Below are 24,872 nucleotides of genomic sequence, written 5' to 3'. Positions count from 1 at the left end.
CGCCAAGTCCTTCCTTGATCTCCAGTCCCGTTAAGGTCCCCCCATGGCTGATCCAAAGCTGGTTCTGATCGGTGCCGGGAGCTTGCCCGAACAGCGGATGCGCCTGGCCTGTGAGGCCCTTGCTGAGCATTGGCCAGCGCCCCTTCGCCACCACGCCTGTGGGGAGGATCCCGATCTGGTTTTGTCGGCCCCGTCTGGGACCGAGTTCTCCCTGTTGCGACTCGCTGGCGATGCGGGTTTGGACCTCGAGCATCGGCGCTCCTGGATTGAGGCGCTTGGCGACTGGAGGATGCCCACGCTGCTGATGGCTGCTCCCGGCGAGGACGGCGCGATGCCCGGTTGCGTGCCCGCCTATGCGGCCCTCTGCACGGCATTGCGGGTTCCCCTGGTCGGCCTGGTGCAGATCGGAGGCCCCTGGTTGCCGGACCGTCGCCGACGGGATGGCCTTCCCTGGTGTGGTGAGGTCGTTCGCTCGGATCCCGACCAGAATGCATTCCTGGTTCGGCGGTTGCGTCAACGCTTGCAGCGATTGGTCCCCTGAGTTCAGGGGGCTGGTTGGCCGTTCACGGGTTCCCAAAGCGGCCGAGGGGCTGAAGGGTTGAGCTGGCGAAGGATCTGCTTTCCGGCACGAGGGGCAAGGGGGAGGCTGCTGATGCGAGGGGGTTGGTTGCTGCTCAAGGTGGCTGCCGTCAGGCTTAGCCATTCCGTGCTGCTGAGATCGCTGCTGACATCGGCGGATATCTCACCCAGTAGGCCTGGGAGCAGGGTGATGGCGTTGGGCTGGCGCAGCTGTTCGGCAAGACCCATCACCAGCCACTGCTGGCGGATCCGTCGGGCTTGCTCGTCGAGAGGATCCTGGCGTAGGCGCACCAACTGTTCGGCTTGGGCCCCGTTCAGGGTCTGACGACCGGCCTGGAGGTTCACGCGGTAGTCCTGGCTTTTGTCGGTGTGGCTGAAGGACTGGCTGAGGTTCACCTCAACTTGGCCGAGTCCATCCACCAGGCTGCGCAGAGCTTTGCGCGGCACCACCACAAAGCGTTCCGGCTCTCCCTCCGGCAGGCCCACCAGCTCCCGGATGATGTCAGCCGTCAGGGCAACCCCTCCATCTCGATAGCTCGCACTGAGGGGCACCATTCCCTTGCGGCCTGGCAGGTGCACGGCCAACTCCACAGGGATCTGCAGAATTTGTAGGGGTTCACCCGCCTGGACGCGCACCAGCATCAGGGAGTCGGCATTGGCCGGTCCTTTGGGTGCTGCCCGATTCACCGGATCCCGCAGTCCATCACTATCCACCCCCACCACGAGCACAGTGACCGGACGGCTCGGGAAGGCAGCAAGGCTTGTGGGGTCTTCGGCTGAGGGCCGATCAGGGGCCACCCGGTCGGCCTCAGGCCAGACCAGGCCAAGCGTGGCTCCCACGACACCAATCCCCACCACGGCGGCACCAAGGCGCAGCAGAGTGCGCGCCGGGTACTGCCCCAGCCAGCGCCGCTGAGAGGGAAGAGCCATGAACTGGGCTGAATCCACTGCGAACAAGTCTCGCTCAACTTCCGCTCATTAGCTTTGGAGGCTTGAAGGCCCGGCCTCTCCGTGACACAGCAGTATTCAGCTCCAGCTCCCCATGACCGGGCCAGGCCGATGGCGCGGGGGACGGTTCGCCCGGCAAAAGACCTCTGCAGTGACTGTGGCCTCTGTGATTCCCGCTGGGTGGCCTATGTGAGGCAGTCCTGTGCGTTTCTCCATCAGGATTTCGAGGGGATGGAGCGTCGCCATCACGGACGTTCCCGTGATCTGGATCAAGAGGATGAGCTTTATTTCGGCGTCCAGCAGCGGATGCTCACCGCGCGTTTAAAGGCTCCGATTCAGGGAGCCCAGTGGACTGGAATCGTGAGCCACCTCGGTATCAAGGCTTTGAAGAGCGGCCTGGTGGATGCCGTGCTCTGCGTGCAGCAGAGCCCGGACGATCGCTTTACGCCGGTGCCGGTGCTTGCCCGTACCCCCGAGGAGGTGCTGGCCGCCCGGGTGAACAAACCAACCCTGTCGAACAACCTCTCGGTGCTCGAGCAACTACCGGGTAGTGGAATTCGTCGTCTGCTTGCGATTGGCGTCGGCTGTCAGATCCAAGCGCTGCGTGCGGTGCAGGACACCCTCCCCCTCGAGCAGCTCTATGTCCTCGGACTTCCTTGTGTTGACAACGTCTCTCGCGAAGGCTTGCAGACGTTTCTCAACAGTGCGAGCGAGTCGCCCGAGACCGTTGTGCACTACGAGTTCATGCAGGATTTCAGGATTCATTTCCGGCACCAGGATGGACGCCAGGAGACGGTCCCTTTCTTCGGTCTCGATACCCCGAAGCTCAAGGATGTGTTCGCACCGAGCTGTCTGAGCTGCTTCGACTATGTGAATGCCGGTGCCGATCTCGTGGTGGGTTACATGGGAGCTGAGTTCGGTCGCCAGTGGCTCGTGGTGCGCAATGACCGCGGGGCAGAGTTGCTGCGGCTGATTGAGGCCGACCTCGACATCGCCCCCGTGACCAGCCGGGGCGATCGCCGCTCCGCTGTCCAGCAGGGCATCGATGCCTACGACAAAGCGTTTCGTCTCCCGATGTGGCTTGCTGAATTGGTGGGCTGGGTGGTGCAGCGCATTGGCCCTAAGGGACTGGAATATGGCCGTTTCTCGATCGATTCCCATTTCACCCGCAACGCCCTCTGGTTGCGGCGCCATCATCCAGGGATGGTGGAGCGGCACCTGCCTGCTTTTGCCCGTCGAATCGTGGAGCGTTACCGGCTCCCATCAACCTGAGCCCTCCCATGCGTGAACTCGGTGTGCTGATGCACCCCACGGCCCTTCCCGGCTCTCCGGTCTGCGGTGGCTTTGGTGCCGCTGCCAGCCGTTGGCTGAGGTCCTTGGCCCAGCACGGAGTCAAGGTGTGGCAGGTGCTGCCCCTTGCGCCAGTCGATGGCACAGGCTCGCCCTACAGCTCCCCCTCCAGCTTTGCGCTCAATCCCTGTTGCCTTGATGCCGAGGAACTTGCGGAGGAGGGCTTCATCCGAGACGCGGACCTGGCCGAATTACCTGATGCCCCAGGGACTGACAGGGTCGATTTGCAACTGGCGGAGCAACGGGCCGAGCGGATTGGCCAGGCCCTTAGTGCTTCTTGGTCAGAGCAGTCGTCTGAGCGCCATCAGGCCTTTGCCCGGTGGTGTCAGCTCCAGGCCTTTTGGCTTGAGGATCATGCCTGTTTCATGGAGCTGCGCCGTCAGCATCAGGGGCAACCTTGGTGGACCTGGCCGTCAGCTCTGGCCAACCGTCAGGGGCGGGCCTTCCGACGCTGGAAAGCCGACAACGAAGCTGCGCTCCTCCACCATCGGCTGCTCCAGTGGCATCTCGATCGCCAGTGGCAGCGGATCCGATCGCTGGCCCGTGAGCTCAATGTGCGCATTTTTGGTGATTTGCCTTTTTATGTGGCCCGCGACAGTGCTGATGTCTGGAGTCATCGCCAGCTCTTTTCACTGACGAGTGAAGGGGAGCTCCTCGTACAGAGTGGTGTGCCGCCGGATTATTTCTCCGCCACCGGCCAGCTCTGGGGAACACCCGTCTTCCGCTGGTGGCGCCACCGTCTCAGTCGTTTCCGCTGGTGGCGGCAGCGCTTTCGGCGCCAGTGGCAACTGGCCGACCTACTGAGACTTGACCATTTCCGCGCCCTGTCGGCCTACTGGGCTGTGCCGGGCGGCGATAACACGGCCATGAATGGTGCCTGGAAGCCGTCCCCAGGGGCTTCTCTGCTGCGGAAACTGCGTCGAGATGCTGGTGGAGAGCTTCCTCTGGTGGCAGAGGATCTCGGCGTTGTCACCCCCGATGTGGAAGCGCTGCGCGATCGGTTTCGGTTACCCGGGATGAAGATCCTGCAATTCGCCTTTGACGGCAATCCCGACAATCCATACCTGCCCGCCAACATCCAAGGTGAGCGCTGGGTGGTTTACACCGGCACCCACGACAACCCAACCACGATCGGTTGGTGGAAGACCCTCGATGAGCCCGCCCGTCAGAGGGTTGAGCAGCTGTTGGGATGCCCGGTTGAAGCGCCTGGCTGGCAGCTCCTCGAGCTAGGGCTCGCCTCGAGTGCCTGGCTGGTGGTGACCCCGCTTCAGGATCTTCTTCACCTTGATGATTCCGCCCGCTTCAACACCCCCGGAACCGTCGGTGGCAACTGGACCTGGCGTCTCACTGCCCTGGATGAGCAACTGGAGGGCGCCTTGCAAGGCTATGGAGTGCGCGGTGAGGTCTGGGGGAGGCGATAGCTGCCGTCCTGGCCTGTAATTGAGGTCACCTTGACTCCGTTCCAGAGCACCTGATCAGCCTCGGCCGGTGCCGGCTGGATGCTCAGTGTGACGGGGGCGCGCAATTGCAGCGTGAGGCGTCCCTGACTGCCGGTGAGTTCGCTGCGGTCTCCACCCGCGCTCGACAGCCGGATGCTGCTCGGTCGGCTGAGCTGAAGTTCAAGAACACCGGTTGGGTTGCTTGTTGGCGATGGGGCCGGGCTGTTCGCGTCCTGCTCCTTAGGCACGAGGCTGCTCAGAGAGCGACGCTGGGCTTCTTCCACCGGTCTTAGCCCAGCCAGGGAAGGGTCGCTGGCCATGGAGGCGGTGCTGGGAATCATCGGTTCCAGCGCCAGGCTGCCCTGCTGCGCCAGATAGCGCTGTTGATGGTTCAGGGCCAGGATGCTTGCCACCATCAGGGCGCCATAGACAACACTGCCCTGCCAGGTGGTGAAGATGTCGATGCTTCCGATCGTGAACCTTCGACTGCCTCGATCCCCACGTGCCAGCCGTGAGCGCTGGGGTGGGGGCAGGGCACCGTTGAGGCTTCCTGGTTCCAATTCGAGGTGTTGTTCCAGTCGATGGAGCATCGAGCCCAGGTAGGCGGCCTCTGGCAGGCGGTCACGCCATCCACGCTCGAGAGCCTCTAGCACTGGGGTTGTGATCCTGATCTCCCTGGAGAGATCCCTCAGGCTGAGGTTGCGCTCCTCTCGTCGCTCCCGCAGCCTGCGGCCTGCCGCCTCGAGAGGGTCGATCGGGCTCTGGGGAGAGCCATCGGCAGTCGCTGGTGGGGCAACCTTGCGTCGCCTCCAGAAGCTCGTGAGTCGCATCAGCGTGTCTGTGGAGGCTCTGTCGTGGACAGTCCCATCGCGGGCATCAGGTCACGCCATTCTCTCTTGTTCAGGGCACGCCACTGCCCTTCAGGGAGGGAACCGAGAGGAAGATCAGCGATCGCTGTTCGCTGCAGGTCCAGCACAGGATGCCCGAGCAGATCTGCCGTTCGCCGAATCTGTCGATTTCGCCCTTCGCGGAGAATGACCTCCAGCTGGCTACGCCCTGCCGCTCGACGTAGGCAGATCACTTCTGCTGGCTGGGTTGGCAGGCCATCCAGACGCACGCCATCGCGCCATCGCTGCAGGATTTGGGGCGCCGGGTGGCCTTCCACCCAGACCCGGTAAGTCTTGCGATGGGCGTAGCGCGGATGGGTCAGCTCCAAGGTGATGGCTCCCTGGTTCGTCAGCAGCAGGGCGCCACGGCTGTCGGCATCCAGACGCCCAACGGGATGGAGGCCCCGGCGCAATTCGGCGGGGATCAGGTCCAGCACGGTCGGTCGTCCCTGGGGATCGTGACAACTGCTGATCACCCCCTGTGGTTTGTTCAGTAGCAGCACCCGAGCAGGATCCCGGCGGCGGAGGGGGCGTCCATCCACACAGATCTGATCCTGCTCTGGATCGGCGCGGTCTCCGAGGGTGGCGATTCGACCGTTCACCTCAACCCGCGCGTCCAGCAGCAGTTGCTCTGCCTTCCGTCTGGAACAGAGTCCAGCAGCAGCGATCAATTTCTGTAGGCGTTCAGCCGTCAAAGTGCCTGTCCACCGCGGGGGAGCAGCAGTTCCACGTTGGTGCCGCCTCCTGCGTGATTGCGGGCTTGGATCCGCCCCCCATGGTTCACTGCAATTTGTTGAACGATGGCCAGCCCGAGACCGCTACCGCTGCGATTCGAGCGAGCCCTCGAGGGATCGCCGCGGTAGAAGCGCTGGAACATGTTGTTCAAATCCATGTCACTCAGGCCGGGGCCATGGTCACGGATCGACAGCATCCACCAGCCACCACTCGGAAGGATCTCCACTTCCACGTGGCTGTTGTCCGGGGAGTAGCGGAGCGCATTGTCGAGCAGATTCAGGATCGCCCGATGGAGACGTCGCTGATCTCCGAGAAGCGGTCCGGGTTCATCACTATTGATTGCAAGGTGAACGCCCCGGGCTTCGGCAATGGGACGGATGCTGGTCCAGGCACTATCGACCAGGTTTTCAAGGGTGAGCGCGCTGTAGGAGCTGTTGTCTCGCGGCAGGCTGTTCTCAAGCCTGGAGAGCTCCAGTAGGTCTTCCACCATCAGTTGCAGGCGACGAAGCTCTTTCTGCAGGCGCTCCACCAGCACACTGTCCTGGCCCTGAACAGCGCCTTCGAGACGGTCGCTCACCAGCATGAGAGCGGTCAGGGGCGTCTTGAGTTCGTGGGCCACATCGCTCACCCAGCGTTCTTGTTGCTGTTGTTGCGCTTCAAGGGAGCGGCGACTCTGCAGCAGCACCAACAGCCATTCATCCGATCCCGGCAGCACGATCGCTTCTAAAGGATCCCCCTGCCATTCCCATTCACTGCGTTGCGGCCGTTGCTGATGGCGGACGCGCACAATCGCTTCCTCCAATTCTGGGATCGACAGCACCTCTTCCAGGGGCTGCCCACGCACGAGCAAATTGTGGGAGATCTGCAGGAGTCGCTCAGCCTTTTCGTTGATGTAGGCGATATGCAGATCCGGGGTGAGGATCAGCCAGCCCTGGGTGCCGGCATCAATCCAAGCGAGCAGTTGTGGTGTGGTGAGGGTCTTGCCGTGCAGAACCGCACCATTGGGGGTCGCGGCGCGTGACCTTTGCCTGAGTCGAGTCCAGGTGAGTCCTGTGCCGATCGCCACACCCAGGGCAAGCCCCAGCCCGAGTTGCTCCGCCATCCCTTTCTTTTACCCGAAGCGGTAGCCGAAGCCCCGCACGGTACGGATGTGGCAAGGCGAGGACGGTTCATCCTCAATCTTTTCCCTTAGCCAGCGAATGTGCACATCAACGGTTTTGGTATCTCCGACGAAATCGATGCCCCAGATTCGCTCCAAAAGCTGGTCACGGCTCCACACCCGCTTGGGATTCTTGATGAACAGCTCAAGAATTTTGTATTCCTTCGGCGAGAGATTGAGATCCTTGTCGTCGCGGGTGACCCGGCATTCCTGGGCGTAGAGGCAGAGATTGTCGTGCCTGAACACCAGTGGACTCGGCTCATCGCCAACGGGTTGCTGGGAACGGCGCAGCAGCGCCCGGCAGCGGGCTACGAGTTCCCGCAGCCCGAAGGGTTTCACCAGGTAGTCATCGGCTCCGACCTCGAGGCCCAGCACGCGGTCGGTTTCGCTATCGCGGGCACTGATGACCAGGATCGGGGTGTTGTCTTCGCTCTTGCGCAGTTGCCTGCAGAGGTCCAAGCCGCCAAGGCCCGGGAGCATCAGGTCGAGCACCACCAGGTCGACTGGTTCTGCTGTGGACTGCGTGAGGGTGGCGAGGGCTTCGGCGCCATCTCCACAGGCGAGAACCTCAAAACCCTCTGCTTTCAGAGCTTCTCGTACCGTTTCACGGATTGATTCATCGTCTTCAACGAGCAGAAGCCTGGCTGTGCTGACGGCACTGGCGGGTGGGCTGATCACCGGAACCTCTGTTCTGACTCCATTCTGCCCAAGGGCCTGAATTCCGCCGATTCGGTCAGGAAAACCCTGTAAACGATGGTAAATTACGAAACAGTTCAGTTTCGTAATCGACCTGTGGCCCCCCTGTCCGTGCTCCCCGACGTGGATCTGGTGCGTTCGTACCTGCGGGACATCGGTCGTGTGCCGCTGTTGAGCCATCAGCAGGAGATCACGCTGGGTCGTCAGGTGCAGGAGCTGATGGAGCTTGAGGCGCTGGAGTCTGAGCTGAGTGAACAGCGTGGTGGCGAGGTGGTTGCATCCGAGGAGTTAGCGAAGGCAGCTGGCCTGAGCGGTGTGCAGCTGAAGCGGAAACAGCAGGCGGGCCGTCGTGCGAAGGAGCGGATGGTGGCGGCCAATTTGCGTTTGGTGGTGAGCGTCGCGAAGAAATACACGAAGCGGAATATGGAGCTTCTGGATCTGATCCAGGAGGGAACGATCGGCTTGGTGCGTGGTGTGGAGAAGTTCGATCCAACGCGTGGCTACAAGTTCAGTACGTATGCGTACTGGTGGATCCGTCAGGGGATCACGCGTGCGATTGCGGAGAAGAGCCGGACGATCCGTCTTCCGATCCACATCACGGAGATGCTGAACAAGCTGAAGAAAGGTCAGCGTGAGTTGAGCCAGGAGCTGGGTCGAACGCCAACGGTGACGGAGCTGGCGGAGTTTGTGGAACTGCCGGAAGAGGAGGTGAAGGAGCTGATGTGCCGTGCACGTCAGCCAGTGAGCCTGGAGATGAAGGTGGGTGATGGCGATGACACGGAGCTGCTGGAGCTTCTGGCGGGGGATGGAGAGCTACCGAGCGAGCAGGTGGAGGGCGAATGTCTGAAGGGAGATCTGCGAGATCTGCTGGAGCAGCTGCCAGATCTGCAGCGTCGAGTGCTGCGGATGCGTTATGGGATGGACGGGGAGGAGCCGATGAGCCTCACCGGCATTGCCAAGTCGTTGCGGATGAGCCGTGATCGAACCCGCCGTCTTGAGCGGGAGGGTTTGGAAATGCTGCGAGGGCTGGATGGGCAGCTCGAGGCTTACGTGGCAGCCTGACGGCAATGGCGTCTTGATAGGTGGATAAATCCCTAGACCCCCAAATGGGCCTCACCGTGGAAGTGCTTCAAAGGCTTGGTTTGGCAGGGCGTATTCAGCTCGAGTTAAAACGGGAGCGCTGGATCGCAGCCTCGCCCGAACTCGGCCCACCCTCCAGCGAAGCTTTGCTGGACCAGGAGATTCAGGATTACCTAGCAGACTTAGGTCTGAAGGGAGCAGCGGCTATTCAGCAGTGGATGGCTTACGAAGGGCTCAGCCGGGCTGAGCTTGTGATCCGCGCCCGTCGCCATCACATCTGGCTCCAATTGTGCGAGCAGCGTTGCGGCAAACAGCTTCTCAGTCATTTTTTAAAACGCAAGAGCGAGCTCGACGAGGTGATCTACACCGTGTTGCCGGTCGCCGATCAGGACCTGTGCTCCGAGCTCTACATGCAGGTCAAAGAGGGTGAGATAAGCCTTGAAGCTCTAATGGAGCAGCTGCCGCCGGCACCCGAGCTGGGCCCGCGAGGTCGGCATGGGCCGTTTCCGCTCGCGGAACTTCCTGAAGGCCTGGCCCAGCTGCTGCGGGTTATCCAGCCCGGTCAGTTGTTGCCGCCCAAGCCTTACCAAAAGGGCTGGCTGCTGGTAAGGCTTGAGCAGAGCAGGCCGGCCGTTCTCGATCAACGCTTGCGTCGCCTCCTGCTGCTGGAGTTGGGTCAGAAACTGCTCAACAATAACTAAATAAGTTCATTCAGCTAAAAATCCAGCTAACTTCAAGCCTTAAATCTCAGCGCTGGTGTGCCACCCCTCCAACTCGCACTGGCTCTGAGGGTTCTTCGGACGTGGGACCCCTTTTCCCAGCTGCCTGAAACGACCCAGGTCCAGTTGGCAGATGTGCTGCAAGCACTGAAGTTGCGACCTGGCCAAAAGCTCTACGACTACACCTCCCTACCTCCGGGAGTGGCGCTCGTTGCCCAGGGACAGCTTCGCCTCCTAAGCCTCGATGAGCGCACCGAACCGTTCACCCTGCAGCGCCTAGGCCCCGGCGAAATGGTTGGCCAGGTTGGGCTGCTGCGCGGCGTCACCGGCCAGGCGGTGGCTGCAGCCCTTCCCAGTCAGCTGTGGCTCATCCCGCAGCAAGCATTTCTCGAAGCGGTGGCGGCCGACGAAAGCCTGCAACGCGCCTTCGCTAAGCCCAACCTAGAGGAACTTTACGCTGTAGCCGCCGCTAGCCCTTCGCCGCGCACCCCGGAGCGTCTTGTGCTGCGCGACTGGGCGAGCAATCAGCTCATTGAGGCATCCGAACGCCAGCAGGTGCTGCTGGTGCCGCCGGGGGAGCACAGCTTCGATGCCACCTGGGGCCCCTGGCTCCTGAGCAGCAGCAATGTGGCGGGATTTAACCCCGGCGACGACGTGCTGGGCCCCCTCAACTTGAAGGTGCGCGGCAAGTTGCCCGCCCGGCTGATCGCCAAACAGGCCGCCACACCCCCGGCCATCCGGCCTGCGGCACTGGTGGTGGCCCCGGAGGACGGCGGCCAGGACGCGCAACCGGCTGAGGCCGAGCTGCTTGAGCCTGACTGGCAGGAAAGCTCCACGGCGATTGTGGCGATCGAGCAGCAGCAGCAGGCACTCGAAGACTGGTACGGGAGGCTGGGCGATGACGGCAGATTTCCGCACCTCAGCGGCGAGGGGCCGATCGAGGTGCCGCTGGCCTGCCTGCGCATGCTGGCGCGCCAGTTTGACCTGCCCTTCAGACGCGATGTGCTGCGCCGCATTCTTGAGGACCAGCTCGCCCGCGACAGCGAAGGCAACGGCATCGGACTGCTGCAGCTGGCGGCGATCGCCGATCTGATGGGGCTGCGGGTCTCACCCATGCAGGTCAACGAAGCCCAGCTCAGACGCTTGCCGCTGCCGGCGTTGGCCATGGGCAGCGGCGGCCCCGTTGTGATTTGGGCGATTGATCAGGGCGGCCAGCTGCTGCTGGGCGATCCGCTGGCAGTGCAAGGGCTGGCGGCGGCCCGCTCTCTGCCGGGCTGGAGCGACGACGGTGCACTCGAGGTGCTGTGCGTCGAACGCAGCGCCCGCACACCTAAGAAGCGCTTTGGCCTGGCCTGGTTTTTGCCGGCGCTGCAGCAGCACAAGGCGGTGCTGGTGCAGGTGCTGGTGGCCAGCTTCTTTGTGCAGCTGTTTGCGCTGCTCAATCCGCTGCTGATCCAGCAGATTATCGATGCGGTGATCAGCCAAGGCAACATCAGCACCCTCAACGTGCTGGGCACGCTCCTGGTGGGCATGGCCCTGGCCCAGGGGGTGTTGGCCTCGCTGCGCACCTACCTGTTTTCTGATACCACCAATCGGATCGACATCACCTTGGGCGCGACGATCATCGATCACCTGCTGCGCCTGCCGCTCGGTTACTTCGCCGACCGGCCCGTGGGTGAGGTGAGCAGCCGCATCAACGAACTCGAAAAGATCCGCCGCTTTTTAACGGGCACAGCGCTCACGGTGATTCTCGATGCGGTGTTTGCGGTGATCTACATCGCCGTGATGCTGCTGTATTCGGTCCAGCTCACCTTCTGGGCGCTGGCAGTTGTGCCGTTTTTTGTGGGGGTGACCCTGCTCAGTGCGCCGTTGATTCGCAAGCAGCTGCGCGACCAGGCCGAAGCCAATGCGCGGGTGCAGAGCCACCTGGTCGAGACCCTCGCCGGTATGGAAACCGTGAAGGGCCAGAGCATGGAGCTGCACAGCCGCTGGCGATGGCAGCAGCTCTATGGCAGCCAGATCCAATCGGGCTTCCGCAATGTGATCACCAGCACCGCAGCGGGCTCAGCTAGCCAGTTTCTCGAGCAGCTCTCGGGCCTGTTGGTGCTGTGGGTGGGCGCGTCGCTGGTGCTCAAGGGCGACATGACGCTGGGCCAGCTGATTGCGTTCCGGATCCTGGCCAGCTACGTCACCAACCCGCTGCTGCGGCTCGCCAATCTCTGGCAAAACTTCCAGGAAACGGCCCTTTCCCTCGAGCGACTGGCCGACATCGTCGACCACCCCGAAGAGCTCGAGATCATGGGCGAGCAGAAGCCGCCGATCCCGCCGATCGTCGGCGAGGTCGAATACGGCGGTGTGAGCTTCCGCTTCGGCAGCCAAGGCGGCTTGCAACTCAGCAACATCAACTTCAAGATGCCAGCCGGTTCGTTTGTGGGGGTGGTTGGCAGCAGCGGCTCGGGCAAGAGCACCCTGCTGAAGTTGATCACCCGGCTCTACGAGCCACTGGAGGGGGTGATCCGCATCGATGGCAACGACATCAGCAAGGTCGACCTCTACTCACTTCGCGCCCAGATCGGCGTGGTGCCCCAGGACAGCCTGCTGTTCGACGGTTCGATCCTCTCGAACATCGCCCTTTCTCGGCCCGACGCCAGCTTTGAAGAGGTGTGCCAGGCCGCCCAGATCGCCTGCGCCCATGAGTTCATTCAGTCGATGCCGGGGGGCTACACCAGCTCGGTGGGTGAGCGGGGTGCGGGCCTCAGTGGCGGCCAGCGGCAACGGCTGGCGATCGCGCGCATGATCCTGCGTAAACCACGGCTGCTCGTGCTCGATGAAGCCACCAGTGCACTCGACGTGGATACCGAACGCCGGCTCACCGCCAACCTGATTGAGGCCTACCGCGGGCAGACCGTGTTTTTCATCACGCACCGGCTGGCGTCGTTGCGCCATGCCGACACGATCCTGGTGATGGATCAGGGTGCTCTGGTCGAGAGCGGCAACCACAGCGAGCTGATGGATCTTGATGGTCGCTACGCAACGCTGTATCACCAGCAGGAAGTGGGCTGAGCCATGGACAAGACACCCAACACTTCTGCGCTCGCCGTGCGCGGCGTCAACCCCCAGGAGGTGCGGCTCAAACCCACACCGATCTGGAGCCAGGCGCTGATCTGGACGATCATCGGTACCGCAATCCTGGCCTTTGTGTACGCGATTTTCGCCAAGATCGACGAGGTTGTGCTGGCCCCGGGCGAACTGCAACCGCTGGGCGCCGAACGCCCGATTAAGTCTCCCTTTGCCGGTGTGGTCGAGGAGATCCTGGTCAAGGAAGGGCAGGAGGTGATGGCCAATCAGCCGTTGCTGCGCCTCGATGCCGATGTTTCGGCGAAGCGGGTCGAAACGCTGAAGGCCCAGATCAAGCTCGAGCGCACCCGCTTCGAGGAGGAAAGCCGCTCGATCGAAGCCCGAGCCCAGAGCCTCAAGGAGCGTACTGATGGCCTCACGAGTTCTTTGAGTACTGAAAAACTGATCTACAGCCAGATCGCGCCGCTTGCCTCCCAGGGCGGTATCCAGAAAGTGCAGCTTCTGCAACAACGCAACCGGGTTGAGCAGCTGCAGTCGGAGATCGCCCAGTCGCGGGCCAACCTGCAGGAAGTGCAGGCCCAGCTGCTCAAAATGAAGCAGGAATCCCTGCGGGAGCTCGCCGATCTCGACCGCCAGCTGGCAGAGGTGCGCAACACCCAAGACAAAGAGGAGCTGCGCGCACCTGTCTCGGGCGTGGTGTTCAACCTGGTGCCCTCGAGCCCTGGCTATGCCGCCAGTGCCGGTGAAACCCTAGTCAAGGTGGTGCCCGGTGGGGTGCTGGAGGCAAAGGTGTATCTCGGCAACCGTGATGTGGGCTTCGTGAAACCGGGCATGCCTGCCCAGATCCGCGTCGATACATTCCCCTTTACTCAGTTTGGCTCGATACCGGGTTCGCTCAAAGCGATCGGCAGTCTGCCGCTGCCGCCCGATGAGCAGAACCCCCAGCCGCGATTTCCTGCCTACGTGCGCCTGGATCGCGATTACCTGAGCCGCGGCTCCCAACGTTTCCTAGTGAGTTCGGGCCAGAGCGTGCAGGTGAATCTAATTTTGCGGGAGAAGCGCGTGATCACTCTGCTGACCGACGCGTCTTCCAAGATGTTCGATTCCCTGCGCCGCATCCGCTCCAATGCGGAGTGATCAGTGCCTTTGTTACTAATCCCGCCATCGCGATCATGCCCCCAACAGCCGGCGACACCATCACAAGCGACCCTCAGCAGCAGCTGGAGCGGTTCATCAGCTGGTTCCGCCAGCTTGAGAGCCCCGACCAGCAGGAGCTGATGCGGCTTGTGACCAACGAATACAAGGTGCGCGAGGTGGTGCGCACCTTTTCGGGCATGCCCCAGGAGCAGCGTCAGGCCGTGTTCCAACGGCTCGGTTTGCCCAACGAGATTTTAAGCCGCATTTCGCCGCCGACCGCGACACCCATCGGTGATGTCGAGGTGGAGTGGAAGGAATGGGACACCAGCCAAGTCAGCTGAGTTGAGCTGAACTGACCCGATCGTTGTTCGCTGAACCCCCGCCGTGATCGCCAACTTCCCCCTCCTGATCGACAACGCACAACCCATGGCCAGCGGTCCGCAGGCCACAAACCTGGGTTCAGGGCATGACCTGGATCCGCCTATCAGCCGCTGGGGAGTGATCGGCGGGATCGCTGGTTTTCTGATCTGGGCGGCCACAACCCCCAGAGCAGCTCCGTTCCATGCTTTTCTGCATCAGCGCGGACCCACCCAGGTGGTGTGCCTGGTGGCCGCCGGCATGGCCACGGCCTTTCTGATCGGCAAGTGGAGACTACTGAGCGCCCAACAGCGCAAGCTCAGGCAGCTCGAGCCAGGCATCATCGGCCAGCTTGAGGCCGGGGATCTGGATGCGGCTGCCCTACGGGCTGAACAATCGGCCTCGTTGGTGGGCAAGCGGCTGCTGCGGCTGTTGTCGGTGTGGCGCGCCAGCCGCTCGTCGTTTCAGTTAGAGCGTGCCGCCGATGCCGACAGCGATCTCTATCTGCTGGCGATGCAGAACAGCTACAGCCTGGTGAAGGTGCTGCTGTGGGCGATTCCGATTCTTGGCTTCATTGGCACGGTGATCGGCATGTCGCAGGCGGTCGGCTCGTTTGAGGCGGTGTTGGGCAACGCCGACAACGTCGATGGTCTCAAGGCCGGTCTCACCAAGGTCACCAGCGGCCTTGGCACGGCGTTTGACACCACCTATCTGTCGTTGGTGATTGCGGTGTTGCTAGCGATTCCGATCAACGGCATCGAACGCCAAGAAGAGCAACTACTCAGCGCCATCGATACGCGTGTGCGTGATGCCGTGCTTGTGCTAAGCCCCACGGGCGTCGTTTCTGGAGGTGGAGGTGATCCGTTGCTCGCACCAACGCAATCACACGAGCTTGGTGCGTTGATCAACGAAGCCTTCGAGCAACACCTGCCAGATCCTTCGGTGCTGGTGGAGCCGGCGCAGCAGTACGCCGAACAGCTCACCGCAGCCGCCATCGACAAACTCAATCCACTCACGACGCTCGTGCGCGATTCGGTAGAAGGTGTCGCTGAGGCACGCCTGAGCCTGCAGGAGCAGGCGCAGATCATTCGGGGCAGCATGGATGGCGCAGCTCAGCAGCTCAACAGCTCGTTGCAGCAGCTCCAACCGCTGCTTGCCGAGCTCAAGAGCGCCAGCAGCCTTGCCGCGGTGCTGGGCGAGGAGCTCAGTACCCTCAAGGCCAGCGTTGAGCTACGCCGCTCGATCGAGCAGCTCAGTACCCAGCTCTTGCAGCTGGAGCAGTTGCAACGCCACCAGCTCCAGCTCCAGCGCCCGAAATGGCCCTGGCCCTGGCACCGATGACCCGTCGCCGCGCCATGCCAAAGGCCGTGGGCGTCGATCTGTTCGCCTTCATGGCGATCATGACGGCGTTGATCGGCGTACAGACCCTGCTGATCGGCATCATTGCCCTGGAAATTAGACCCGGCGGCCAGAACGTGCAGTTCGTGCCCAGCGGCAGCGGTGGGACCAACCATGGGAAGGTGGCGAATTATGTGTTGCTGCAGGGCCAAGGCCGGCTCGAGTTGCTGGCCTATGGTCAACGTCAACTGGCCGCCCTCGGCAGCCCCCAGGTCGAGGCTTTCCTCAATCGCATCGCCACAGCACGCGTTCCACAGTTTCTCGTGATCGGTGTGAGGCCCGGTACCTACGGAGACTTCAACCAGCTGCGGGCCCAGGCCGAAGCCAAAAACATCGCCCTGGGCTACGAACCGCTCGATCCCCAATGGACGATTGAGCCACCCCCTGCTGCAGCCGGGGCCGTGCAGCCATGAGAGATGCATTATTGCTGCTGCTGAGGCGCCGCCGCCGCCATCAGGGGCTGGGGTCCCGGAGCGACGACACCAGCCTCCTCGACATTCTCTCCAATGTGCTTGGGGTGCTGGTGTTAATCACGGCTCTTACGAGCATCTTTGCAGCCGCCGGTAGCCTGAACATTCAGGCCCCGATGACTCGTAAATCTCAGCAGGGCTTCCACCTGCTTCAGGCCAGTGGCGCCGGGATCTGGGATCTGGATCCAGCCCTGCAACGAATGCTCATTCTGGATCGGCAGCGGGTGAATGCCGTGGAACGTTGCAACCAGCAAACGGGCTACTCGCAGCAGCAGTGCAGGAGCAGCCTCGATCGCTGGAACCGAGACCAACAGATCGGATCAGTGAACTTGCGTTTAGATCACCGCGAAGGAAGCCTGCAGCGGGTCGGTCCACCCACCGTGAGCACAACCGATCTTCAGCTCAGCCCAGACTGGCTCGATCAATTGATGGCCAGCCTTGCCAGACAACGACGCTCCGTTTTTGTTGTTCTTGAAAGCGATGGCTTCAGCACCTACCGCAGCATCAAGGTTGCCGCACAGCGCCATGGTGTGCGACTCGGTTGGGAACCCTGGCAAAGCGATCAACCGATCTACTTCTGGAGCAACAGCGGTCGCACGCTGACGGTGCAATGATCACTTCTGCCTTGCCATGGGTGCTGGGCGCGGCCGTCATGGTGGCCGGTTCGGGCAGGCAGCCTTTTTTCCCCGCTGAGCTGAAGCCGCTGCTTGCTGCACTCCAACGCGCTGGCTACGTGGTGACACTCGAGGCACCATCGGCTCGCGGTGCCTACGGCCTCACCGACACGAGGCAACGGCGAATCTGGATTGCCCCGCTCAGCATCGACATGGGCATTGTTCGTGCCACCTTGATCCATGAAGCCGTGCATGCCGCCCAAAGCTGCCCCGACGGACGCCCAAAGACCATTGGTTGGGTCTGGCAGCAGCAGCCAATGGTGGAGAAGGAGATCAACGGTTTGCTGTATCGCGGTTACCCGCGTGACAGGTTCGCCATCGAACGAGAGGCCTTTCGCATGCAATCGCACCCCCGTGCGATTGAACTCGTGACGGCAGCGCTTGATCAGCGCTGCCGATCAAAGCCGAAACGCTGAACCTCAGATCTCCACGTTAAGGCCTGGCTGAGCTCGACCATGGCTGTGAGCATGGCCTGTTCAGGGGTCAGATGCTCGAGCAGGGCATCCCGTCGATTCAGCAGCGCCTGATGAATCGGCGATGTCTGCGGTGGTGCAGCAGATGGTTGGTTGAGCCAGGCCTGAACTGTGCCGAGCTCTGCAGGGTTGGCGGCACCTACCGCTGCAACTAGTGCTGCTGAACCCAAGGAAAGTCGACGTATGCCGAGCCTCTGCAGCATGGATCCGGCGGCGGCATTGCCAAGGCTTTCCAGCTGGTTGTCGAGCATGAGTAAGTCGTATGGCTCGGGGCGTTCTGGCAGGGAATGCAGCAGGGAAGCGAGAGCGGACTGCAAAGTCGATGTAGGGGATTGCTGATTTGGAAGACGATGTTGCCCCAGAATTTTGATTTGATTCCCATCTAATGTGAGGGCCATCAGTGTTGGCTCTCCGCTGGGCTTACGGCTCAGCAACAACATCAAGACAGACAAAGCAGCTCGGTTGGCGTGATTGCGCCGAAACCAAGCTCCGCCACCCAACCATTTTGGTAAAGCATTCCGCGCCTGCCCAACGGCCTTCGGGCCGTAAAGCACATAGAGAAGGCCGGCGCCGAGTGCGAGGGCGTCGAGAAGATTTGCTCCTAGGAGATTGGTTTCACTGAGCTGGAGCATGAATGAGTCGGACTCTGAGGCGATCGCTAGGGACGTCTGCGGATCCAGTCGGAAGCCACGCTGGCCTGGGGTTCGGGTGGATCCGTCTTGGCTATTTCGTGTTGCTGGAGTCTTCTGGCCCTCACCATCTGACCCGCCGCTTGTTGCATCCATGTCCCAATTATTTGTGCCCCTCAGTGCATCGCCATCGCGTGAAGCTAATCCACCAGGACGACTAAAGGCATGGGGATAATCTATTGTTGGATCAGGTCTGCTCAATAAAATATTGATCGATTCGGTATTGATCGATTCGGTATTGGAATCGATTAGTGCAACTGTCTGGTTAAATTGTTTCGTGAATTCGAGTTTTGAATCTGAAGGCAAATCGCTCGTGTAGAGAGTTGTCACAACGCCGAGCTCGCGTAGAAAGGTGATTGGTGCGCCAGGATCGCGAATATTGTCCAAGTCTGGGTCGTTGTCGCCGAACATGTTGTTCTTTAAGAAGAAGCGCATGCCAACGATGTACTCAACTTCTTTGCCGCGTTCAAGAATGGTTTCGTAAATAAATTCAACGCCATCACCGTCGCCATTTCGCCTAGTGAAATCGTAATAACCTGGTTTTGTGATTGGCGTTCCATCTAGTAAACGCAGCGGTTGGCCATCTGCAGTGCGAATGGCGCTAGGAGTATCCCAGGCAAAGATTTTTTCACCCTTCTCATCGCGCTCACCCGTATCAAGTGCCCCGTAACTAGTGAGTGTGAACTCAGATACATATTTGAAATAGCGGTCCCGCTCTAGACCTTCAGGGTTAGCGGCAATCCAGTCACCCCGGCTGGTGGTCATCGCTCCTTCGCCATCAACCATGCTCACTACTACTGTATTTTCGGTGCGAGTCAGCGCGAGGCTAAAGGAACCAAGCTGACCATCACGGCGGTAGTTGATCGTGAGGTTACGGGTAGCACCCACCGCGGTGAGATCGGCATAGTCAGCGCGCAACGCGCCGGTATCGGGATCAAAGGGATCAAAGCTCCATGCACCATTGGCCTGAAACGTGAAGCCTTGGGGCGCTGTTGTCTCTAGGCTGTAAGTTTCGTCACTGGACAGGCTGCGCAGCTGGCCTGAGAGGGTCGATCGGTAGTAAAGGGTGTGTGTGGGCTCGAGGCCTCCGAAGGCCCAGCTGGCAGGATCGAGCGATGCCATCTGCAGGTCAAACACAAATGGAACTGCTGATGGTGTGTAGTTGACCTCACGGCCATCGACAATGGTCGTCCCACCGATCTCAGCCAGGTACAGCGGATTGTCGCGGTTGAGCTGCCTGTAGAGCAATGGATTCAGGCCTTTGATCGCTGTGTCATTGATCCCCTGACCGGCGCGAAACCCGGGTTCAGGGTTGCTCGGATCCAGTGCCAGAACAGCACGGATGGCGTCGTCATCATTGGTGAGGCCGGCAACGCGAATCCCGGCTCGGCCAGCAGCAGCATTGGTGTCGACCAGGATCGGCAAGGTAATCAGTCGTGCACTCTGGGGGCCATCGATGGGGTTGCCCTCATCGATGGCCTCAAAACGCAAATAACCGAGTCGCTGATCAGCAGAACGCTGCTCGATGCCGGCTGTCGGCCGGAATTCAAGCGTTCTGAGCTGCTCGATGGTGTACGTGCCGCCCACTGCAACGGCTTCCTCGACATCGCCTACCAGTGGCAACAGCGCAACACCTAGTTCCGCATCAGGAATCTCAACCACCCGGTAGCGCAGGGTCTGCAGATCGCGCTCCTGCTGATCTCCGCCCGGGTTGAGCTGCAGATCAGCAAGCCCCAGCGAAACGCGGCGGTAGAGGCCGTTGGATTCGAGAATCAGGGCCGTGTTGTCCACAACCGGTGGCGTGATCCCAATGGCTTGGTCGACCGGTGCATCGTTGACAGCCAGCACATTGATGCTGAAGGTGTCGGTCGTGGTTTCACCACCCGCATCACTGGCCGCATAGCTGAAGGTTCCGGTCCCGTTGGCATCAGCTGCCGGGAAGAATTGCAACGCCTGAAGCTGCGCAAGTGTGAGCTCCTGGTTGAGCTGCAGCGGGACTAGGGTGTTACCTGTAGCCAGCAGACCCACCAGCCCCAGCGCCGCTGGCGGCAGGGCCGTGACCGTGAAGGTCAGGGTTTGATCCACTTCATTGGTCGGGCCGCTTTCCCAGCTGAGACCATCCAGCCCCAGAGGCGTGATCGGCGAGTCTTCAATCAGGTAAAGCGCTCTGGGGCCATCGTCGCTGCGGCGCGGTGGGTCATTGAGCGCTGTGATCTCAAACGCGGTATTGGTGCTGATGACCCCACCCAGGCCATCGATCACGTCGTAGGCCAGTGTCACCACACCAGTGGCATCGGGCGTGGGTGTGAAGGTCAACGCGCCGGTGCCGTCGTTGACCAGGGTGCCGTTGTTGGACGTGACCCGCAGGTTCTGGATCTGCAAAATGTTGCCCGCGTCCGGATCGGTAAATCCGCTCAGCAGGTCGGCTGTCGTGAAGCTGAGAGGGGTGTCCTCCTGGGTGTCGGGCAAGCCGACAGGAGAACCCGTGAGGCTTGGAGCCTTGTTGAGCTCAGCGGCCACGAGCTGTCCATCAATCAATAACAGCGCTGCATCGCTCTCATCGACAGTGCTGCCCCGACTGTCGAGGGTGCCATCGCGCAGCAACGCGGCAAACACCGCGCCTTCATCGCCCGTTGTGTCGAGCTGGCCAGTGCGCTGATCATCGAGCCAGTGACCCAACTCCTCGAGCACAACGGACTGCAACCGGTCCTGGGGAGCGCTGCGCAGGGATTCACTAATCAACATTGTGTTGCGACCTGCCAGGTAGGCGCCGCCCACATCGGCATTGGCAAACCGTGCCCACTGGATGAGCGGTTGGCGCTCACCGGTAAGAAACCCTTGAATGGCATCGCTCAGCCCTTGCTGATCGGCACCGCTAAAGGCCTTCATCACAACCGTGTCGAGCTGACCATTGTCTTGAAGCGCCTGCAGAGACTGGCGCGCCCCGCCCAGCAGTTCATCGGCAGGGGCCTGCAGCGTTGTGCTGATCGGTGCTTCCGCCGGGCCGACTGGGAGAGGCGCACGCCATTCGAGTGCAGCAGCGTTGGCGTTGGCCTGCAGCCAGGCAATCTGCTGATTGACCTGCTCGAGTGAACGGTCAAGGTCGGCGGCCGAGCCTGTCTGGAACCAGGGCTGCTCGGCAGGTGCGGCTACAAGAGCACTGTTCAGATCAGCCTGATCACCGGCTGTCTGCCGATCTTGGGCCCAGGCTTCGTTGTTCTGACGTGGCTGGAGTGAGGTCATGGCTGCTGGGTCCTCAGGTCAAACGACTGTGGTGGTCGGCGCCTGCGACGTCGCCATCAAGGCCAGGCTGAGTTCAACCAGCAGAGCCATGGTGGCCTGCTGCTGAGGCATCAATCTGGCGTAGCTGGCCGTGCGCTGCTCAATGAGTGCAACCAGGGGGTTGCTCGTGGGGAGCGCCGCATTGGGCTGCTGCACCCAGGCCTGCAGTTGCTGGCGCTGCGCGTCTGAAAGGCGAGCGATGCCCTCGCTGAGACCACGAATCACCAGCAGTTCCACGGGATGGTCACCGCCGCGCAGTAGGGAAGACTGAGCCTGCAAGCGGGGATCGACAAGCGCCAGATCGGTGGCATCGAGACCACTGCCACGTGAGCGCTCAAGCAGCTGTTTGGTGCAGTAGTCGATCTGTGCCTGAGCGCCAGGCTTGTCGACGTTGACGCCTGCCGGCAGATCCTGTTGGGCAAGGATCGTGAGCCCCGAACTGGTCAAACGCGCGATCACCAGGCGTTGGGTGTCGGCACTGGCTTGAACCACAAACAGGGCGAGCACTCGCTGTTCCCGGCCGGCCGCATCGCCGCCAAGGCCCATGCGCGACTGGAGCCTTGACGCGAGCCGCCTTAGACCGCCGGCCCCGACCAATGCAGCCTTCGGCCCATAGAACCCGTAGGCCACGCCAGCACCGAGGGCTAGAGCATCGAGGAGATGGTTGCCTAGCAATGAGCCGTCCTGAAGGCGGCCATAAACAAACGAGCGTGTGTCCGGATTACCTGAGAGGCTCGCCGGGTGATCGTTGAGGGGCTGGAGTAGTGACTCGCGCTTTCGCGGCTTTGAGGGTGCTTCATCCGGTAGATGTTCACCGAGTCGAACTCCAGTGACGTTTTGTTTTGCACTCGATGATGGACCTGCCCGATTGATCGTCATTTTCGGCAACCAATTATCCGCAAGACCATCAAAACCGCCACCGCCGATTGACATCGCCAATCGGAAACTGGTCGAACCTGGCTGATACCAAGGGTTAATCTTCGGTGCCAACTTTGCAGAACCAGAAGCATTCCCGCGGCTGCCGCCATCGATCAGCGTTGTCTGCAAGGCCATAAGTGTGGGATTTCCTTTCGAGGAAGTGGAAAGGGTGGGAGTTGACTGTGTAACAGTGGAGTTTCCTAGTACAGGGAGAAGCGAAACAGGAACACCAGGGTCAAGAATGAGCTCCGATTCTGGATTGTTGTCACCAAATAGGTTGTCGGTCAGATAAATCGTTGCCGAGGAGATGTAGTCAATTCCGTCAATGGTGGTGTATTCAAGCTCGGCGCCATCGCCCCGGCCATCGCGTCGGGTGAAGTCGTAATAACCAGCGGCGGTGATGATCTCACCGTCAAGGGTGGTGAGCGGTTGGCCGTCGACGGTGAGGATTGGCGAGGATTCCCAGCTGTAGAGAACTTCACCTTCGTCGTTGTATTGCAGATTGCCCTGTGCATCGAGATCCACACGGGCCCCGTAGCTCCACAGGGTGTGTTCTGAGATAAACTTGAAGTAGCGATCGAAGCTGCGGCCTAACTCACTGGATCGCACAAGCTCGCGGATCTCAGTGCCGTTCACCTCATCGGTCGTGGTATCTGTGCTGTAGCGAATCTCATAAGCAATCTGCGTTCCCAGGCGTGATCCATCGGCATCGCTGGATGCGGGGGCATCAACCGTGAAGTTGAGAGGCATCGCATTGGCGAGGAAATTGACCTCTTTGCCGGCGAGGGTCGAGGTACCACTGGCGCGTTTGACAAACAGTGGATTGGAAGAATCCAGGCTTCCATAGACCAGTGGGTCAAGCAGATCGATCTCACTGGCACTGACCAGCGATTCGGCTGCCTGTTCGAGGTCGTCGAGGTAACCGCTTAGCTGCTCTTCGCTCAGATCCATCGCGGTTAACACCTCGAGGGCCTTGGCGGCACGGGCATTACCAGCTACATAAATGGGCAGCACTTCCTGCACAAACTGCGGCAGGCCACTGCGGTCAGCTTGGGTTTCACTGATGCTGAAGCGCAACCCTGTCAAGCGTTGATCAGCCGGCAATGCCAGGGCATCGGCATCGGTTAGCAACTGCATGCCGCGCAGCTCGGAGAATGTGTAGGTCTGCCCTTGCTGAATGGGCGTGCCATCGGTCAACACCACCGTGCCAATGGCGGGTAGGGGCAGGGCATCGATCGTGACATGCAGATTCTGGCTGTTCTGTTCGGCCAGATCCCCACCAGCATGATAATTAAGTGCTTCAAGGCCAAGTGGTATCGGCAGGTACGCATCACTGCGGAATTCGAGATCGCTGTGCTCAATCACCAAGGGTTCAATGGATGATGATGTTCGCACCGGCGCGTCGTTGACAGGCAGCACCGTAATAACAAAACTGTCGGTTGTGCTTAAACCACCTGCATTGAGGTCACCATCGCTGGCTGTGTAGGTGAAAGTACCTGTTCCATTTGTATTCTCCGTTGGGCTGAATTGCAAAGCCTGGAGCTGCAGCAGCGTGAGCTGCTGATTGAGCACCAACGGAACCAGCGTGTTGTTGGCTCCCGGCAGGCCGAGCTCGCCCAGTGTGACCGGCGGCAGAGCTGTGATCGTGAAGGTCAGCGTTTGACCGGCTTCGTTGGCCGGTCCACTCACCCAGCTCAAGGCGTCCAATCCCAGCGGCGTGATCGGCGAATCTTCGATCAAATACAGGGATCGAGGGCCGTCATCGGTGCGCCGTGGCGGGTCGTTGACTGGGGTGATGTCGAACTTGTTGGTTGCAGTGACTACGCCGCCGTGAGCGTCATAAACTTGATATCTGAGCGTCACCTCTCCATAGGCGTCTTCGACTGGCGTAAAGGTCAAACCGCCTTCTCCATCGTCTTCAAGGTAACCATTGCGACTGCTTACATGAAGGTCGCGTAAGCGCAGCTTGTCACTGGTGTCACGATCGCCAGCTCCCTGTAGCAGATCGGCAATGTTGAAGCTGACCGCCTTATCTTCCAGTGTGTCGGGAAGGTCAGCCCTCGTTGTGATATCAAACGTGGGAGCGTCATTGGTTCCAGTGATGGTGATGGAGACGCTTTCGCTGTCAGCGAGGGGAGTGCCGTCGTCATCGGTGGCGGTGACGGTGTAGGTAAGGACGAGAGTTTCGCCATTGGCGAGGAAGTCGAAGGCCTCTGATCCGCTGTCAAAGGTCCAGTTGAGTCTCTCTCTCTGTTTTGTACCGTCGAGGATGGTTGTTGGAGAGACGCTGAGGAAGCCCTTGAGGGTGGCGTTGACGAGGCTGGCGGGCACGCTGGCGGAGCCTGTTCCGCTGACAGTGACACTGTCGACCGCTGCGGAGACCTGATCGGTCAGATCCAGATCGGCCACGGTGAGAGTGCCGGTGGTGGTCAGTCCGGCGTTGCCCTCAGTGAGCTGACCGATGTCGCTGTCGCCATTGTCAACACTGATGTCCGGTGTGTCGTTGGTGCCGGTGATGGTGATAACAACGGTTGAGGTATCGGTTGTGATTTCACCAGTTGTGGCACCTGAGCTATCGGTGGTTTTTACGGTGTAGGTGAGCTCGAGGGTTTCGCCAGCGGCGAGGAACTCAAAGGCGTTGTCACCGCCACCTGTTGCGGGACCGGATGTGAATGTCCAGGTGAAGTTTGACCCGTTCGGTTCGTTGGCGTCGATTGCAGAGGTGGAACCAGAGCTGACGGAGAGAGCCAGCATGGCTTTGAGCTGGTCGTTGGTGAGCGGAACCGATCCAGAGTTGAAGGAAC

General features: G+C 61.0%; 19 protein-coding genes. 12 read left to right on the top strand and 7 right to left on the bottom strand.

Annotated features, from left to right (window positions below; all coding sequences use genetic code 11):
• The first annotated feature begins 43 nt into the window (after window positions 1–43).
• Window positions 44–541 (top strand): hypothetical protein, encoded by a 498-nt coding sequence (locus CWE17_RS00095; protein ID WP_131454353.1) that lies wholly within the window; start codon window positions 44–46, stop codon window positions 539–541.
• Between the two features lie 2 nt (window positions 542–543).
• Here CWE17_RS00095 and CWE17_RS00090 read toward each other — a convergent pair whose 3' ends face one another.
• Complete coding sequence (locus CWE17_RS00090; RefSeq protein ID WP_131454352.1) at window positions 544–1,509, bottom strand: LCP family protein; 966 nt, start codon at window positions 1,507–1,509, stop codon at window positions 544–546.
• 129 nt (window positions 1,510–1,638) lie between these two features.
• On the opposite strand from CWE17_RS00090, the gene CWE17_RS00085 reads away from it, so the two are divergent.
• Both CWE17_RS00085 and malQ read left to right on the top strand, forming a co-directional pair.
• Window positions 1,639–2,799 carry a Coenzyme F420 hydrogenase/dehydrogenase, beta subunit C-terminal domain gene (locus tag CWE17_RS00085; RefSeq protein ID WP_206338342.1) on the top strand — a complete coding sequence of 387 codons (1,161 nt, stop codon included), beginning with the start codon at window positions 1,639–1,641 and terminating at the stop codon, window positions 2,797–2,799.
• An 8-nt stretch (window positions 2,800–2,807) separates the two neighbouring features.
• Window positions 2,808–4,298, top strand: coding sequence for a 4-alpha-glucanotransferase (gene malQ / locus CWE17_RS00080; RefSeq protein WP_131454350.1), 1,491 nt, complete (start codon window positions 2,808–2,810; stop codon window positions 4,296–4,298).
• On the opposite strand, the gene CWE17_RS00075 is transcribed toward malQ, so the two are convergent.
• From CWE17_RS00075 to CWE17_RS00060, 4 genes are read right to left on the bottom strand one after another with little or no spacing between them, the layout of a single operon-like run.
• Window positions 4,262–5,146 carry a helix-turn-helix domain-containing protein gene (locus CWE17_RS00075; protein ID WP_131454349.1) on the bottom strand — a complete coding sequence of 295 codons (885 nt, stop codon included), beginning with the start codon at window positions 5,144–5,146 and terminating at the stop codon, window positions 4,262–4,264. The genes malQ and CWE17_RS00075 overlap by 37 nt on opposite strands.
• On the bottom strand, window positions 5,146–5,898 hold the full coding sequence (locus CWE17_RS00070) for a pseudouridine synthase (protein ID WP_131454348.1): 753 nt from the start codon (window positions 5,896–5,898) through the stop codon (window positions 5,146–5,148). Before CWE17_RS00070 ends, CWE17_RS00075 begins: the two co-directional genes overlap by 1 nt.
• Entirely contained in the window at window positions 5,895–7,040 is a 1,146-nt protein-coding gene (locus tag CWE17_RS00065) for a cell wall metabolism sensor histidine kinase WalK (protein ID WP_131454347.1), read from the bottom strand. Before CWE17_RS00065 ends, CWE17_RS00070 begins: the two co-directional genes overlap by 4 nt.
• Before the next feature lie 9 nt (window positions 7,041–7,049).
• Entirely contained in the window at window positions 7,050–7,775 is a 726-nt protein-coding gene (locus CWE17_RS00060) for a response regulator transcription factor (RefSeq protein ID WP_131454346.1), read from the bottom strand.
• A gap of 114 nt (window positions 7,776–7,889) precedes the next feature.
• On the opposite strand from CWE17_RS00060, the gene CWE17_RS00055 reads away from it, so the two are divergent.
• The 9 genes from CWE17_RS00055 (at window position 7,890) to CWE17_RS00015 (ending at window position 17,122) form a co-directional block, all read left to right on the top strand.
• Window positions 7,890–8,855: an RpoD/SigA family RNA polymerase sigma factor gene (locus CWE17_RS00055; protein ID WP_131454345.1), complete on the top strand. Its 966-nt coding sequence runs from the start codon at window positions 7,890–7,892 to the stop codon at window positions 8,853–8,855.
• A 20-nt stretch (window positions 8,856–8,875) separates the two neighbouring features.
• Window positions 8,876–9,574 carry a peptidylprolyl isomerase gene (locus CWE17_RS00050; RefSeq protein WP_131454344.1) on the top strand — a complete coding sequence of 233 codons (699 nt, stop codon included), beginning with the start codon at window positions 8,876–8,878 and terminating at the stop codon, window positions 9,572–9,574.
• A 144-nt stretch (window positions 9,575–9,718) separates the two neighbouring features.
• A complete protein-coding gene (locus CWE17_RS00045) occupies window positions 9,719–12,655 on the top strand; it encodes a peptidase domain-containing ABC transporter (RefSeq protein ID WP_370318250.1) in 2,937 nt (978 codons plus the stop codon).
• 3 nt (window positions 12,656–12,658) lie between these two features.
• Entirely contained in the window at window positions 12,659–13,807 is a 1,149-nt protein-coding gene (locus tag CWE17_RS00040; RefSeq protein WP_131454342.1) for an HlyD family efflux transporter periplasmic adaptor subunit, read from the top strand.
• Between the two features lie 35 nt (window positions 13,808–13,842).
• Window positions 13,843–14,148 carry a hypothetical protein gene (locus tag CWE17_RS00035; protein WP_131454341.1) on the top strand — a complete coding sequence of 102 codons (306 nt, stop codon included), beginning with the start codon at window positions 13,843–13,845 and terminating at the stop codon, window positions 14,146–14,148.
• 43 nt (window positions 14,149–14,191) lie between these two features.
• Window positions 14,192–15,505 (top strand): MotA/TolQ/ExbB proton channel family protein, encoded by a 1,314-nt coding sequence (locus CWE17_RS00030; protein ID WP_131454340.1) that lies wholly within the window; start codon window positions 14,192–14,194, stop codon window positions 15,503–15,505.
• Window positions 15,481–15,975 (top strand): hypothetical protein, encoded by a 495-nt coding sequence (locus tag CWE17_RS00025; RefSeq protein WP_131454339.1) that lies wholly within the window; start codon window positions 15,481–15,483, stop codon window positions 15,973–15,975. The genes CWE17_RS00030 and CWE17_RS00025 overlap by 25 nt, the downstream gene beginning before the upstream one ends.
• Window positions 15,972–16,646, top strand: coding sequence for a hypothetical protein (locus tag CWE17_RS00020; RefSeq protein ID WP_131454338.1), 675 nt, complete (start codon window positions 15,972–15,974; stop codon window positions 16,644–16,646). Before CWE17_RS00025 ends, CWE17_RS00020 begins: the two co-directional genes overlap by 4 nt.
• Window positions 16,643–17,122 carry a hypothetical protein gene (locus CWE17_RS00015; protein ID WP_131454337.1) on the top strand — a complete coding sequence of 160 codons (480 nt, stop codon included), beginning with the start codon at window positions 16,643–16,645 and terminating at the stop codon, window positions 17,120–17,122. The genes CWE17_RS00020 and CWE17_RS00015 overlap by 4 nt, the downstream gene beginning before the upstream one ends.
• Here the strand turns inward: CWE17_RS00015 and CWE17_RS00010 are convergent.
• Both CWE17_RS00010 and CWE17_RS00005 read right to left on the bottom strand, forming a co-directional pair.
• Complete coding sequence (locus CWE17_RS00010) at window positions 17,092–21,111, bottom strand: cadherin-like domain-containing protein (RefSeq protein ID WP_131454336.1); 4,020 nt, start codon at window positions 21,109–21,111, stop codon at window positions 17,092–17,094. The two genes, CWE17_RS00015 and CWE17_RS00010, sit on opposite strands and share 31 nt — an antisense overlap.
• 18 nt (window positions 21,112–21,129) lie before the next feature.
• A partial coding sequence (locus CWE17_RS00005; RefSeq protein WP_131454335.1) for a tandem-95 repeat protein occupies window positions 21,130–24,872 on the bottom strand: 3,743 nt, incomplete at its 5' end.

Origin of the sequence: Synechococcus sp. BS56D (assembly GCF_004332405.1) — a bacterium.
In the GTDB taxonomy this organism is placed as follows: domain Bacteria; phylum Cyanobacteriota; class Cyanobacteriia; order PCC-6307; family Cyanobiaceae; genus Synechococcus_C.
Note: the sequence above shows the minus strand (reverse complement) of the source record. Positions and strands in the feature narration are given on the sequence as shown.

Coding starts and splice junctions, on each gene's coding strand:
- CWE17_RS00095 (WP_131454353.1), top strand. CDS start 44: ATGGCTGATCCAAAGCTGGTTCTGATCGGTGCCGGGAGCTTGCCCGAA.
- CWE17_RS00090 (WP_131454352.1), bottom strand. CDS start 1,509: ATGGCTCTTCCCTCTCAGCGGCGCTGGCTGGGGCAGTACCCGGCGCGC.
- CWE17_RS00085 (WP_206338342.1), top strand. CDS start 1,639: ATGGCGCGGGGGACGGTTCGCCCGGCAAAAGACCTCTGCAGTGACTGT.
- malQ (WP_131454350.1), top strand. CDS start 2,808: ATGCGTGAACTCGGTGTGCTGATGCACCCCACGGCCCTTCCCGGCTCT.
- CWE17_RS00075 (WP_131454349.1), bottom strand. CDS start 5,146: ATGCGACTCACGAGCTTCTGGAGGCGACGCAAGGTTGCCCCACCAGCG.
- CWE17_RS00065 (WP_131454347.1), bottom strand. CDS start 7,040: ATGGCGGAGCAACTCGGGCTGGGGCTTGCCCTGGGTGTGGCGATCGGC.
- CWE17_RS00040 (WP_131454342.1), top strand. CDS start 12,659: ATGGACAAGACACCCAACACTTCTGCGCTCGCCGTGCGCGGCGTCAAC.
- CWE17_RS00035 (WP_131454341.1), top strand. CDS start 13,843: ATGCCCCCAACAGCCGGCGACACCATCACAAGCGACCCTCAGCAGCAG.
- CWE17_RS00025 (WP_131454339.1), top strand. CDS start 15,481: ATGGCCCTGGCCCTGGCACCGATGACCCGTCGCCGCGCCATGCCAAAG.
- CWE17_RS00020 (WP_131454338.1), top strand. CDS start 15,972: ATGAGAGATGCATTATTGCTGCTGCTGAGGCGCCGCCGCCGCCATCAG.
- CWE17_RS00015 (WP_131454337.1), top strand. CDS start 16,643: ATGATCACTTCTGCCTTGCCATGGGTGCTGGGCGCGGCCGTCATGGTG.
- CWE17_RS00010 (WP_131454336.1), bottom strand. CDS start 21,111: ATGACCTCACTCCAGCCACGTCAGAACAACGAAGCCTGGGCCCAAGAT.